Origin of the sequence: Corynebacterium sp. DNF00584, from assembly GCF_001552965.1 — a bacterium.
Lineage (GTDB): Bacteria > Actinomycetota > Actinomycetes > Mycobacteriales > Mycobacteriaceae > Corynebacterium > Corynebacterium phoceense.
The window spans coordinates 61995-73859 of record NZ_KQ959771.1 but is presented as its reverse complement, the minus strand read 5'-3'; the positions used below and the strand labels follow the sequence as shown (position 1 = coordinate 73859).

The following is an 11865-nucleotide window of genomic DNA, read 5'->3' as shown; positions in this document are numbered from 1 at the left end:
GCGAATCTACAAACGCCGCGAATTCGGACCCGACATCCCCTGCAACTAGACCAACAGATAACCCGCCCGAAGGGCGGGCACTTCGGCATGCCGTTTTACAGCGAAGACAGAAGTTCTTCGAAGCGGCGGCCGGTCGACTCCCAGGAGAAACCGGCCGCGAAGTCGCGGGCGGCGGTGCCGAGTGCGGCGCGGCGGGAGGGGGCATCGGAAAGCTGGCGGGTGGCGGCGATGAGCTCGGGCAGGGTCTCGACGAGCACGCCGGTCTCGCCGTCGCGGACGGAGTCGCGCAGACCAAAGCGGTAGCCGATGGTGGGCACGCCATGCTGGGCGGCCTCCATGACGGCGAGGCCCCAGCCCTCCATGCGGGAGGGCATGAGGTGGATATCGGCGCGGTCGAGCAGCGCGTGCTTGTAGTCCTCGGTGACCTGGCCGCGGAAGCGCACGCGGTCAGTGAGGTCGTGCTTCTCGACGTACTCACGCAGCTGAGCCTCCCACCAGCCGCTACCAATGATGTCGAGGACCGAGCCCGGCACGGCCGCGACCGTGTCGATGGCGTGCTCGATCTGCTTGTGCGGGACGAGGCGCGAGAGCGTAACAAGGTGCAGACCGGCCTCACGCTCGAGGCGCGGGACGTGGGCCGGGATGGGGTCGACGCCGTTTTCGATGATCTCGATGCCCGTGACGCCGAGCTTCTCCAAGTCCGCCGCGGAGCCGCGCGAGACGGTGACATAGGGCACGCCGCGGTAGACGCGGGGCGCGACCTTGGACTCGAGGAACCAGCCGAGACGAGACAGGAAGGGGCCGGCGACGGGCCACTGCGCCTTGTGGCAGTGGTGCGTGAGCAGGACGACTGGCTTTCGCGTGGCCAGGCGGGCGAAGAATGGGATGCCGTTCTGAGTGTCAATGACAGCGCCAAGCTTGCCGAACCGCCCCGTGGCGAGCGCCAAGAGCGCGTACGGGTAGACGGTGAACTTGCCGCCTGCGCGGGAGTACGTCACGCCGTCGCGCTTCTCGCGGCGGGCGCCGTTCATGTGCTTCGAGGTGCGGAAAATAACCTCGTGACCGTGCGCGGCGAGGTACTCGCCCACGCGCTCCAAGTAGCGTTCCGAGCCCCCGCCCTGCGGGTGGGTGGAGTCGCGCCAGCACAGTAAAAGAATTCTCATGTCGAGCTACTAGCCTAATGGGTTATGAAGAAAACCCGTGCCTTGGCCACCTTGCGCCGCTCGTGGCGGCTGCTGCGCTCGTTCCGCTTTGAGCAAACGGCGCCGTCTCTTTTTTACGGCGGGTTAGCTGACGACACCGCTTCTTTGGTCGCGGCACTCTGCGCGGACCATGGCGTGCCGATGGGCCGCGTGCTCGACGTGGGCGGCGGGCCGGGTTACTTCGCCTCGGCGTTCGCGGCGCGCGGGGCGTCCTACTTCGGCGTGGAGCCTTCGCACTCGGAGATGTCTGCGGCCGGCATCCGTGTGGCGAATGCGGTGCGCGGGGACGGCGCTGACCTGCCCTTCGCAGACGGCGCCTTCGACGTGACGTACTCGTCCAACGTTGTCGAGCACACGCCGCGGCCGTGGGACATGGCGCGCGAGATGCTGCGGGTGACCAAGCCCGGAGGCCTGGTGATTATTAGCTACACGGTCTGGCTCGGGCCCTTCGGCGGGCACGAGACCGGGCTGTGGCAGCACTATGTGGGCGGCGCGTTCGCGCGCGACCGCTACACGCGAGTGCACGGCCACGCGCCGAAGAACGTGTTTGGTGAGTCGCTCTTCGCCGTGTCGGCGCGGGAAGGCTTGTCCTGGGCTCGCTCGAGCGGCCGGTCGTGGTGTGCCTTTCCGCGCTACCACCCGTGGTGGGCGTGGTGGGTCGTGCGCGTGCCGGTGCTGCGCGAGTTCTTGACGTCGAATCTGGTGCTCGTGCTGCGGGCGTGACCGCTCGGCCGCGCGCGTCGGCGACGAAGGCCCTGAGGTTCGTCCAAGAAAAAGAAAGCGCCGCCCGGGTCGGCGGCGCTGCAGTCGTTTTTTAAACGCCTGCGTCAGCGAGACGCTTCTTCAGAGCCTCGAACTGCTCGTGAACCTCAGCCGGGACGCGGTCGCCGAGGAACTTGAGGTAGGCCTCGTTGTCCTCGATGTCGGCGGCCCAGTCAGCCGGGTTCACGGCAAGAGCTTCCTTGACGTCGGCCATGTGGACGTTCGTGCCAGCGAGGTCGATGTCCTCCGGGCGGGCGGTGTGGCCCACGACGGTCTCGGTGGCCTCAACCTTGCCGTCGATACGGTCGACGATCCACTTGAGGACGCGGGAGTTCTCGCCGAAGCCCGGCCACAGGAAGCGGCCGTCGTCGCCGCGGCGGAACCAGTTGACCAGGAAGATGGACGGCATGCGGTCGCCACCTTCCTTGCCCATGTCGATCCAGTGCTGCAGGTAGTCACCGACGTTGTAGCCGATGAACGGCAGCATAGCCATCGGGTCGTGGCGCAGGGAGCCAACCTTGGCCTCGGCCGCGGCAGCGGTCTGGCCGGAGGAAAGCAGAGAGCCGATCATGGTGCCGTGGTTCCAGTCGAAAGCCTGGGTGACGAGCGGAACGGTCTTCGCGCGGCGGCCGCCGAAGAGGATCGCGTCGATCTTGACGCCCTTCCAGTCGTCGTACTCCGGAGCCGCGGTTGGGCACTGAGCAATCGGGACGCAGTAACGAGAGTTCGGGTGAGCGGCCTTGCCGGTCGCCTCGTTCGGACGCCACTCGTTGCCGAGCCAGTCGATGAGGTGCTCCGGCGTGTCGCCGCCCATGCCCTCCCACCAGACGTCGCCGTCATCGGTGAGCGCAACGTTGGTGAACAACGTGTTGCCGGCCTCCATGGTCTTCATCGCGATCGGGTTGGAGTCGTAGGAGGTGCCCGGCGCGACGCCGAAGAAACCGTTTTCCGGGTTGACGGCGTACAGGCCGTCTTCGCGCAGGTGCAGCCACGCGATGTCGTCGCCCACGACCTGTGCGGACCAGCCCGGGATGGTCGGGGTGATCATGGCGAGGTTGGTCTTACCACAGGCAGACGGGAAGGCAGCGGCAACGTGGTAGGACTTTCCAGCCGGGTTGGTGAGCTTGAGGATAAGCATGTGCTCGGCCATCCAGCCCTCTTCCTTCGCCATGACGGAAGCGATACGCAGGGCGTAGCACTTCTTGGCGAGGATGGCGTTTCCGCCGTAGCCGGAACCGTAGGACCAGATTTCCTTGGTCTCCGGGAACTGGGTGATGTACTTGGTCTCGTTGCACGGCCAGACGGAGTCTTCCTGACCCGGCTCGAGCGGGGCACCCACGGAGTGGAGCGCGTGGACGAAGTTGCCGTTGGCACCGATCTTGTCCAGGGCTTCCTTACCCATGCGGGTCATGATGCGCATGGAGAGCACGACGTAGGCGGAGTCAGTGAGCTGAACGCCGAGCTTCGGCTCCGGATCGTTGATGGGGCCCATGCAGAACGGCACGACGTACATCGTGCGGCCCTTCATGGAGCCACGGAAGGCCTCGGTCATCTCGGCCTTCATCTGGGTCGGGTCCATCCAGTTATTGGTCGGGCCGGCGTCCTCTTCCTTCTCCGTGCAGATGAAGGTGCGGGACTCGACGCGGGCGACGTCAGACGGGTTGGAGCGCGCGAGGAAGGAGTTCGGACGCTTCTCCTCATTGAGCTTAATCAGAGTGCCCTTCTCCACGAGCTCGGCAGCAAGGCGGTCAGCCTCTTCCTGGGAGCCGTCCACGAAGACCACGCTCTCCGGCTGGAAAAGCTCGACAGACTCGCTAATCCACGAGATGAGCTGTTCATTTTGGGTCGGAATTTCTCCAACGAGGCCACGAATCTGAGCGGTCATTCACTTCTCCTAGGGTCATCAGGTGTTGGCAAGTACAGAGTAGCCGCTACAAGCACTTTTGTGGGCTAAACAAAAACCAACAGGTTATATCCACGCTCCCCACCTTAACTTACGCCGCGGGTACCCCTGAAGCCGTGGGAAATGCGCCACACTCCTGCACCCTCAAACGGGGGAACAGTGCCCCCGATGCCAACAAAGCACGCACGCAGTCTCGGCGCGCCGACGCCCTGGTTATAACCGCGCGGGCGGACGAGAGAAGCAGCAATGCCTGTCAATATTGGTCCTTGACCTAAAAACAGGAACAATAGGGTGCGATGACTACACCACAGAACCCTGAACAGGCCCTCACCGAGCGTGAGCGCGGCCAGTTCGGTCCCATGCAGACTGACTTCAACGCCACCTTCGGCAACGAGCTCGACTACCCGCGCCTAGGCAACGTCACGTTCCGGCGCGGCACGCTCACCGATAACCAGCAGGCGCTCTTCGACGAGCACTGGCCGCGCCTAGGGCGCGAGCTCGCCAACGAGCGCATCGATATCGACGAGTGGTTCGGCCGCACTGGTGCCAAGACCATCCTGGAGATCGGCTCCGGCACCGGTACCTCGACGGCCGCAATGGCCCCGCTCGAAGCGGACACCAATGTCATTGCCGTCGAGCTGTATAAGCCGGGCTTGGCCAAGCTGCTGGGCGCGGTGGTGCGCGGGGGCATCGGAAACATCCGCATGGTCCGTGGGGACGGCATGGAGGTTCTCATGCGCATGGTGGAGCCGGAGTCGCTCGACGGCATTCGCGTGTTTTTCCCGGACCCGTGGCCCAAGGCGCGCCACCACAAGCGGCGCATTATCCAGTCGGGCCCGCTCAATCTGTTTGCCTCGCGCCTGAAAAAAGGCGGCGTGCTCCACGTCGCGACGGACCACGCGGGCTACGCCGAGTGGATCGATGAGCTCGTGAACGTCGAGCCCCAGTTGGAGTACAAGGACTGGCCGTGGCCGGAGTGCCCGCAGCTCACGGACCGCCAGGTGATTACGAAGTTTGAGGGCAAGGGTCTCGACGCAGACCACGTGATCAAGGAATACCTCTGGGAGAAGAAGTAAATGAAGTACCTGCTCGTGTGGGACGCGCCCAATATGGACATGGGCCTGGGGGCCATCCTGGGCCACCGCCCAGATGCCGCGCACCGGCCGCGTTTCGACGTCATCGGCCGCTGGCTCGTGGAGCAGGCCCAGGCCGTGGGCGCCGACCCTGAGGCAGGAGTCTTCACCAACGTCACGCCCGGCAATGCCGATGCCATCCGCAGCTGGGTCGAAGCCATCCGCAACGTCGGCTTTGGCGTCTTCGCCAAGCCGAAGCTCACGGAGGACTCGGACGTCGACCCGGACATGATTGACCACATCCAGGCCAACCGGGGCCAGCTCGCCGGCGTCGTCGTCGCGAGCGCGGACGGCCAGAACTTCGAGCCGCTCCTGCGCGAACTCGCCCACACGGGCGTAGCCGTCACGGTGCTCGGCTTCCGCGAACACGCCAACTGGGCGCTGCATGCAGCAGGCGAGGTGGCGCATTTCGAGTTCGTGGATCTCGAGGACATCGAGGGCTCGTTCCGCGAGCCGCTGCCGCGCGTCAACCTGGACAACCTGCCGGAGGGCGGCGCGTGGCTCCAGCCGTTCCGCCCACTCGCTGCGTTGCTTAAATAAGGAGGTCGCGTGTTTTATTCCTGGGGCCTATTTTCCTATAAGCACCGCAAGGTCGTGCCATTGCTCATCGTGGCGGCCATCCTCGTACTCTTTGGCGTCTTCGGCACCCAACTGGGCGACCGGATGAGCCAGGAGGGCTGGGACGATCCGAACTCGGCGTCCACGGCTGCCGCAAAGATCGAGCAGGACACGTTCGGCCGCGATAACAACGGCGACGTCATCCTGCTCATCGACGATCCCGATAAGAACTTCGACGCCGCCAAGTCCTATATCGAGGGGCTCAAGGAGCAGTACCCGGACCAGATCGACCACGTCACGAGCTACTTCGACTCGCGCAACCCGAAGCTCAAGAACGCGGAGAGCAACGTCGCCTTCGCCGCCATTGGATTGAAGGGCGACGGGGAGCAGACGCTCAAGGACTACCGCGCCATCGAGGACTCCCTCTACGACACGGAGCTGCCCGTCCAGGTCGCCGGCGCCACCGCCGTCGCGGACGCGCTCGATGACGGCATGGCCAACGACATTGCGCGCGCCGAGAAGGCCGCCCTGCCGCTGGTCGGCCTGTTGCTGCTCGTGGTCTTTGGGTCCGTCGTCGCGGCATTCATGCCGCTCGTCGTGGGCGGCCTATCCATCCTGGGCTCACTGGGCATCCTCTCGGTGCTCACGGGCTTCCTCCAGGTCAATACGTTTGCCCAGGCCGTCGTCACGCTGCTGGGCCTGGGCCTGGCCATCGACTACGGCCTGTTCATGGTCTCCCGCTTCCGCGAGGAGCTCGACGCCGGCCGCGAGACCCAGGACGCCGTCGCCCGCACCACCGCGACCGCCGGCCAGACCGTGGTTTTCTCCGCCCTCATGGTCGCTTTCGCGCTCTCCGGGCTCTTCATCTTCCCGCAGGCCTTCCTCAAGTCCGTCGCCTACGGCGCGATTTCCGCCGTGGGCCTCGCCGCGCTCCTCTCGGTCACGGTGCTGCCCGCGCTCTTCGGCCTTCTCGGTAAGAACATCGACAAGTGGACCGTGCGCCGCACAAGCCGAAAAGCGAGAACGCTTGAAGACTCCTGGTGGTACAGGCTGCCCAAGCTCGCAATGAAGCGCGCCACGTGGGTCACCGTGGGCATCGCCGGGCTGCTCATCGCGCTCACGCTGCCCACGCTCGCCATGACCTTCGGCGGCATCAACGAAACCTACCTGCCGCCTACGCAGCAGACCCGCGTCGCGCAGGACCGCTTCAACGAGGAGTTCCCGGGCTTCCGCACGGAGCCGGTCAAGCTCGTCGTCACTGGCACGGAGAGCAACCAGCAGCTCGTGGACGTCTACATGCAGGTCCGCGGCCTCCAGGGCCTCACGGAGCCCATGACGCCGTCCACCTCCACCGTGGACGGCACGACGGTGCTCTCCGCCGGCATCCAGGACCGCGCGGACTACACGCGCATCGTCCACGAGCTCGAAAACATCGAGGCTCCGGAGGGCGTCGAACTCTACGTCGGCGGCACACCCGCCATGGAAGTCGAGTCCCTCGATGCCCTCATCCACAAGCTCCCTTGGATGGCTCTCTACATCGTGGCGACGACGTTCATCCTCATGGCGCTCGTCTTCGGCTCGCTCGTCCTGCCGGCCAAGGCCGTCATCATGACAGTGCTCACCGCCGGCGCCACGCTGGGCATTCTCACCGGCATGTTTGTCCTCGGCGCGGGCTCGGGCCTGCTCAGCTTCACGCCGGGCCCGCTCATGTCGCCGGTCCTCGTCCTCATCATCGCCATCGTCTACGGCCTCTCCACGGATTACGAGGTCTTCCTCGTCTCCCGCATGGTCGAGGCCCGCCGCGCAGGCGATTCCACCGACGAGGCCATCGCCAAGGGCACCGCGCACACCGGCGGCATCATCACCGCCGCCGCGCTCATCATGATCGTCGTCGCCGCCGCCTTCGGCTTCTCCGATATCGTGATGATGAAGTACATCGCCTTCGGCATGATCTTCGCGCTCTTCCTCGACGCAACCGTCGTGCGCATGCTCCTCGTCCCCGCCGTCATGCACCTCCTGCGCGAGGACAACTGGTGGGCCCCGCGGTTTATCCAGCGCGCCTACACCCGCATGGGCCACGCCCAGCTTGCCGATGCCCCCTCCCCCGCCGCGCCCGCTGCCGAGACGGCAGGCATGGAGGAACCGGAAGGCCCCTACCGCGGCCGCCGCACCGCGGACACCGATTCGGAGCTTGTGCCCTTCAGCGAGCTGGTGAAACGTTTGGAAAAAGAATGAACCGCAAGTGGATTACGTGGATAGTCTCGCTCGTCGCGCTTGCGGCGCTGGGCTGGTTCTTTAGGGACCAGCTCGACTTCATCGGCGACGGCCTGCGCAGCCTGCGGCACGCGGAGCTGCTGCCCGTGGTGCTCGTGGTCGTCTTCGCGCTAGGCGCAGTGGCCTCGATGAGTGAGGTCATGCGCCGACTCATCGGAGCAGGCGGCGTACACGTTCCGCTGCGGGAGGCCTTCGCGATTTCCATGGCCTCCAACGCCTGGTCCACGACGCTGCCGGGCGGGCCCGCCTTCTCTGCAATCCTGACTTTTCAGGTGCAGCGCGGCTGGGGGGCATCGGTAGCCTTGTGCAGCTACTTCTTCTTCCTGTCCTCCGCGATCTCTACGATGTGGCTCGCGCTCATCGGCATCGCAGGTGTGTTCTTCCTCAACGCAGATATGGCGTTGGGCTCGCTCATCCTCACCGTGACGCTCATGGCCGCGGCGACGGGCGGCATCTTCTGGCTCACGGAGCACCCTGAGACCCTCAAGAAGTGGCTCGGCCATCCCAAGCTCGCACGCCTGCGCGCGGAGGTCGACCACTTGGGCGAGGTGCACCTGTCGCGCTGGGCCTTCGGGATTGTCTCGGGCGCCTCGCTCGTCCATCGCCTGCTCGACCTGCTCGCGCTGTGGGCGGCCGTGTGGGCCGTCACCGGTGAAATGCCGTGGCTGCGCGCCGGTGAGAACGCCACCACGATGGCGGGCGTCGCGCTCGCCTTCCTCACCGCCAAACTTGCTGGCTCCGCGCAGGTCACCCCCGGCGGCCTGGGCACGGTCGAGGCCGCCATCATCGGCCCACTCGTGGCCACGGGCATGACGGCCGTGGGCGCGACCTCCGCCGCGCTCATCTACCGCCTGATTTCCTTTGCCCTGGTTACTATCATTGGCTGGGTTATCTACTTCTGGCATTACGCTCGCCAGGGCCTTACCTATCAGGCCCTCAATGGAAAGGATTCCAGTGCGCACAGCACCGCTTCTTGATATCGCTGCCCTCGTCCTCTTTGCGCTCTTCGCCCGCGCGGCGCACCCGCCGTTCACGTTCCTGGGCGCCATCGACGCGTTCTGGCCGTGGGCCGTGGGCGCGCTCGTGGGCTGGGGCATTGTCACGTTGGTCAAGCCCCGCAACCACTACGGCGAGGGCATCATCGTCTGGCCCAGCGCCATTATCATCGGCATGATCCTGTGGACCGTGGTCAACGGGCGCATGCCCCACTACAGCTTCCTCATCGTGGCGTCCGTGATGAGCTTTATTCTGATGTTTGCTTGGCGCGTCGTCGCGATGCGCCGAAACGCCAGATTAGCCAAGCAGCAGGCGCCACGACGATAGCAATCAGCACGAGCACCAGCGCTGGCGCAAAGACTGCCGATGCCGCCAGGCCCGCCGAGAACACATCCTCCGCCGTGGAGACCACCGGGGCACCCACGCCCACGGTGGTGGTGTTCACGACGGGCCGCGTTGTCGTTTTGAGCAGGTGCATGGCCAACGCAACGCCAAAGCCAACGACGAGCAGAATCCACGTCTTCGGCTCCGACCACACGCTGGAGTCACCCACCGTCTGATCCCCGAACGCCGAGGCAAACATAAGCCCGCCCGAGGTCGGACGCACGAGCGTCTGAATAATGTCATTGACCGAGTCGACCGCCGGCACCTTGTCCGCGACAATCTCGATGGCGAGCAGCACGCCAATGATGATGAGCAGAATCGGGTCCGAAAGCCACGTCCACCCCTCCGGCAGGTTTACCCAATCGGTGTAGCGCGCGAGCACGCCGTAGATGAGCAGAGGAATATAGGCGTTCAGGCCCGCCGAGGTGGCCAGGCCGAGGGCTGCGGAAAGTTCCATGGTTTCCAGTTAAGCACGACGGGCATCAGGGGCTGAAGAAAAATACCATCGGCCCCCAGTTTCCTGGGGGCCGATGGTCTCTCTCAAATCTCCCGACTCCGAGTGGTTTCTCAGGCCGCTCGCCCCTCGGGAGGAGGGGTTCTCTCTATCTCTCATGCGCCTCTCTCAAACGCATGACTCTATTATGGCACAATCTTCTGCAATAAGCATGATTTAAACCTGTCAAAACCTTCACAGTTTGATAGCAACGAGGTAACGAACCACGAGTGTGCTCACCACATGAGAAACCCGGCCCGCGAGATAACACCGTGGACCGGGAATACAGAGAGGCGAGACGCGTCGCAACTTCTAGCGCGGGCTAACCGCGGCAATCAGCTGGTTGACCGCCATGATGATGTAGTTGATGATGTCTCCCGACAGGTCGAGAACGCTGCTGAGCATAATGCCGGCCTCCTATTTTTTGAAAAATGTCTCGTTGAGTCTATCGCGTCGAGACCAGCAAGTGCTACATCGGCGAAATCGTGTGCTTCTTCGGCAGGTCGTGGACATCCTTGTCGGCGAGCTGGCGCAGCGCACGGCGCAGGGCCAGACGGGACTCGGAGGGATTGACCATGGCATCGAGGTAGCCACGCTCCGCAGCAACGTAGGGCGCGGTCATGGTCTCGTCGTAGAAGTCCATGAACATCTTCTTCGTCGCGGCGCGCTGCTCCGGGGTCTCGGCGGCGGCGAGCTGCTTGCCGGCGATCATGACGACGGCAGCGGCGGAACCCATGACGGCAATCTGCGCGGTCGGCCACGCCAGGTTGATGTCACCAGTGAGGTTCTTCGAGCCCATGACGGCATAGGCTCCGCCGTAAGCCTTGCGCACGATGAGCGAAACCTTCGGGACGGTCGCCTCGACGACGGCGAAGGCGAACTTCGCACCGCGGTGGATAAGACCGGCCTTCTCCTGCTCCACGCCCGGCAGGTAGCCCGGGGTGTCGACGACGAAGACGAGCGGGATGTTATACGCATCGCAGATGCGGATGAAGCGCGCGCCCTTATCGGCGGCATCGGCGTCGATGCAGCCCGCGTTGAACATCGGGTTATTCGCCACAAAACCCACGGTCTTACCGTCGATACGGCCGAAGGCCGTAATCATATTCGGCGCGAAGTTGGGCTGCAGCTCGATGATGTCCTCATCGTCGCCCAGCAGCGGAAGCAGCTCGGTCATGTCATAGCCGGCGTTGGTGTCGTCGGGCATGAACGAGTCCAAGGCGGCATCGTCAAGCTCCGCGTCGGACGGCGCCGGGAACTCTGGGGCCGGGTCGAAGCAGGTGAGCGGCAGGTGGTCGAGCAGGTCGCGGACGAAGTCGAAGGCCTCTTCCTCGGAGCCGACGACGGCCTGGACGTTGCCGTTGAGCTCCTGCTGGCGCGCGGAGCCCAGGTCCGCGGAGGTGATGTCCTCACCGGTGACCTCACGGATGACATTGGGACCGGTGACGTACATTTCGGCCTCGCCGTCCACGGCAATGACGAAGTCGGTCGTCACGGGTGCGTACACGGCGCCGCCGGCGGACTTGCCCATCATGATGGAGATCTGCGGGCTGCGGCCGCTCAAAGGCATCTGGCGGCGGGCGATCTCGGAGTACATGGCCAGCGAGGTCACCGCGTCCTGAATGCGGGCGCCGCCGGAGTCCTGAATACCGATAACTGGGCAGCCAATCCTGATGGCCATATCCATGACCTCAGTGACCTTCTGGCCGAAGGTCACACCCACGGAACCGCCGTAGACCGTCTTATCGTGCGCGTAGATGCACACCGGACGGCCGGAGATGCGCCCGTAGCCCGTCACCACACCATCCGAGTAGATGGCGTCCGGGTCGCCCGGGGTCTTGCCCAGGGCGCCGATTTCCACGAAAGAGCCCTCATCGAGCAGCGCGTTAATGCGCTGGCGCGGCGTGGACCGGCCGGCCTCGTCGCGGCGCTGACGCGAACGCTCGGATCCGGGATCCTGCGCCTTCTCAAGCCGTGCGCGCAGATCGGCTAGCTTCTCAGCCGTGGTTGTCACGAATGAACTCCTCGGTGTCTTGGGTTATCGCGCGGTCGCCGTGAAGGCAGCCGCCGACATGTCAGTCCTCAATGATAACTCCCCCTTGGGGAGGAGAAAACGTCGCACGCGGCTCAGCCGAAGCCGAGCCGCGCTCAGTGCGGAGA

At 64.8% G+C, this 11865-nt stretch carries 10 protein-coding genes; 6 read left to right on the top strand and 4 right to left on the bottom strand.

Features of this window, described 5'->3' with window-relative positions; translation table 11 throughout:
* Nucleotides 1–95: 95 nt before the first annotated feature.
* On the bottom strand, nt 96–1163 hold the full coding sequence (locus HMPREF0307_RS12385; protein WP_066493599.1) for a glycosyltransferase family 4 protein: 1068 nt from the start codon (nt 1161–1163) through the stop codon (nt 96–98).
* Nucleotides 1164–1187: 24 nt separating this feature from the next.
* Between HMPREF0307_RS12385 and HMPREF0307_RS12380 the strand changes: the two genes are divergently transcribed.
* Nucleotides 1188–1925 carry a class I SAM-dependent methyltransferase gene (locus HMPREF0307_RS12380; protein ID WP_066493595.1) on the top strand — a complete coding sequence of 246 codons (738 nt, stop codon included), beginning with the start codon at nt 1188–1190 and terminating at the stop codon, nt 1923–1925.
* A 91-nt stretch (nt 1926–2016) separates the two neighbouring features.
* Here the strand turns inward: HMPREF0307_RS12380 and HMPREF0307_RS12375 are convergent, their stop codons facing one another.
* On the bottom strand, nt 2017–3849 hold the full coding sequence (locus tag HMPREF0307_RS12375) for a phosphoenolpyruvate carboxykinase (GTP) (RefSeq protein WP_066493589.1): 1833 nt from the start codon (nt 3847–3849) through the stop codon (nt 2017–2019).
* Nucleotides 3850–4163: 314 nt separating this feature from the next.
* Between HMPREF0307_RS12375 and trmB the strand changes: the two genes are divergently transcribed.
* Genes trmB through HMPREF0307_RS12750 form a run of 5 tightly spaced genes read left to right on the top strand, consistent with a single transcriptional unit; the run spans nt 4164 to nt 9155 of the window.
* The gene (gene trmB, locus HMPREF0307_RS12370; RefSeq protein WP_066493583.1) at nt 4164–4943 is read left to right on the top strand and encodes a tRNA (guanosine(46)-N7)-methyltransferase TrmB; all 780 of its coding nucleotides are present in this window, start codon (nt 4164–4166) and stop codon (nt 4941–4943) included.
* On the top strand, nt 4944–5540 hold the full coding sequence (locus HMPREF0307_RS12365) for an NYN domain-containing protein (protein ID WP_066493576.1): 597 nt from the start codon (nt 4944–4946) through the stop codon (nt 5538–5540).
* A gap of 9 nt (nt 5541–5549) precedes the next feature.
* Entirely contained in the window at nt 5550–7793 is a 2244-nt protein-coding gene (locus tag HMPREF0307_RS12360) for an MMPL family transporter (protein ID WP_066493573.1), read from the top strand.
* Nucleotides 7790–8809 (top strand): lysylphosphatidylglycerol synthase transmembrane domain-containing protein, encoded by a 1020-nt coding sequence (locus HMPREF0307_RS12355; RefSeq protein WP_066493571.1) that lies wholly within the window; start codon nt 7790–7792, stop codon nt 8807–8809. The genes HMPREF0307_RS12360 and HMPREF0307_RS12355 overlap by 4 nt, the downstream gene beginning before the upstream one ends.
* The gene (locus HMPREF0307_RS12750) at nt 8787–9155 is read left to right on the top strand and encodes a DUF3054 domain-containing protein (RefSeq protein ID WP_066512916.1); all 369 of its coding nucleotides are present in this window, start codon (nt 8787–8789) and stop codon (nt 9153–9155) included. Before HMPREF0307_RS12355 ends, HMPREF0307_RS12750 begins: the two co-directional genes overlap by 23 nt.
* On the opposite strand, the gene HMPREF0307_RS12350 is transcribed toward HMPREF0307_RS12750, so the two are convergent.
* Entirely contained in the window at nt 9076–9669 is a 594-nt protein-coding gene (locus tag HMPREF0307_RS12350; protein ID WP_066493569.1) for a DUF4126 domain-containing protein, read from the bottom strand. The two genes, HMPREF0307_RS12750 and HMPREF0307_RS12350, sit on opposite strands and share 80 nt — an antisense overlap.
* A gap of 505 nt (nt 9670–10174) precedes the next feature.
* Nucleotides 10175–11719 carry an acyl-CoA carboxylase subunit beta gene (locus HMPREF0307_RS12345; RefSeq protein ID WP_066493566.1) on the bottom strand — a complete coding sequence of 515 codons (1545 nt, stop codon included), beginning with the start codon at nt 11717–11719 and terminating at the stop codon, nt 10175–10177.
* Nucleotides 11720–11865: the final 146 nt, after the last annotated feature.

What these genes read in the sequence shown, in the direction of transcription:
- HMPREF0307_RS12365 (WP_066493576.1), top strand. Translation starts at nt 4,944, where the DNA reads ATGAAGTACCTGCTCGTGTGGGACGCGCCCAATATGGACATGGGCCTG.
- HMPREF0307_RS12350 (WP_066493569.1), bottom strand. Translation starts at nt 9,669, where the DNA reads ATGGAACTTTCCGCAGCCCTCGGCCTGGCCACCTCGGCGGGCCTGAAC.
- HMPREF0307_RS12375 (WP_066493589.1), bottom strand. Translation starts at nt 3,849, where the DNA reads ATGACCGCTCAGATTCGTGGCCTCGTTGGAGAAATTCCGACCCAAAAT.
- HMPREF0307_RS12380 (WP_066493595.1), top strand. Translation starts at nt 1,188, where the DNA reads ATGAAGAAAACCCGTGCCTTGGCCACCTTGCGCCGCTCGTGGCGGCTG.
- HMPREF0307_RS12355 (WP_066493571.1), top strand. Translation starts at nt 7,790, where the DNA reads ATGAACCGCAAGTGGATTACGTGGATAGTCTCGCTCGTCGCGCTTGCG.
- trmB (WP_066493583.1), top strand. Translation starts at nt 4,164, where the DNA reads ATGACTACACCACAGAACCCTGAACAGGCCCTCACCGAGCGTGAGCGC.
- HMPREF0307_RS12385 (WP_066493599.1), bottom strand. Translation starts at nt 1,163, where the DNA reads ATGAGAATTCTTTTACTGTGCTGGCGCGACTCCACCCACCCGCAGGGC.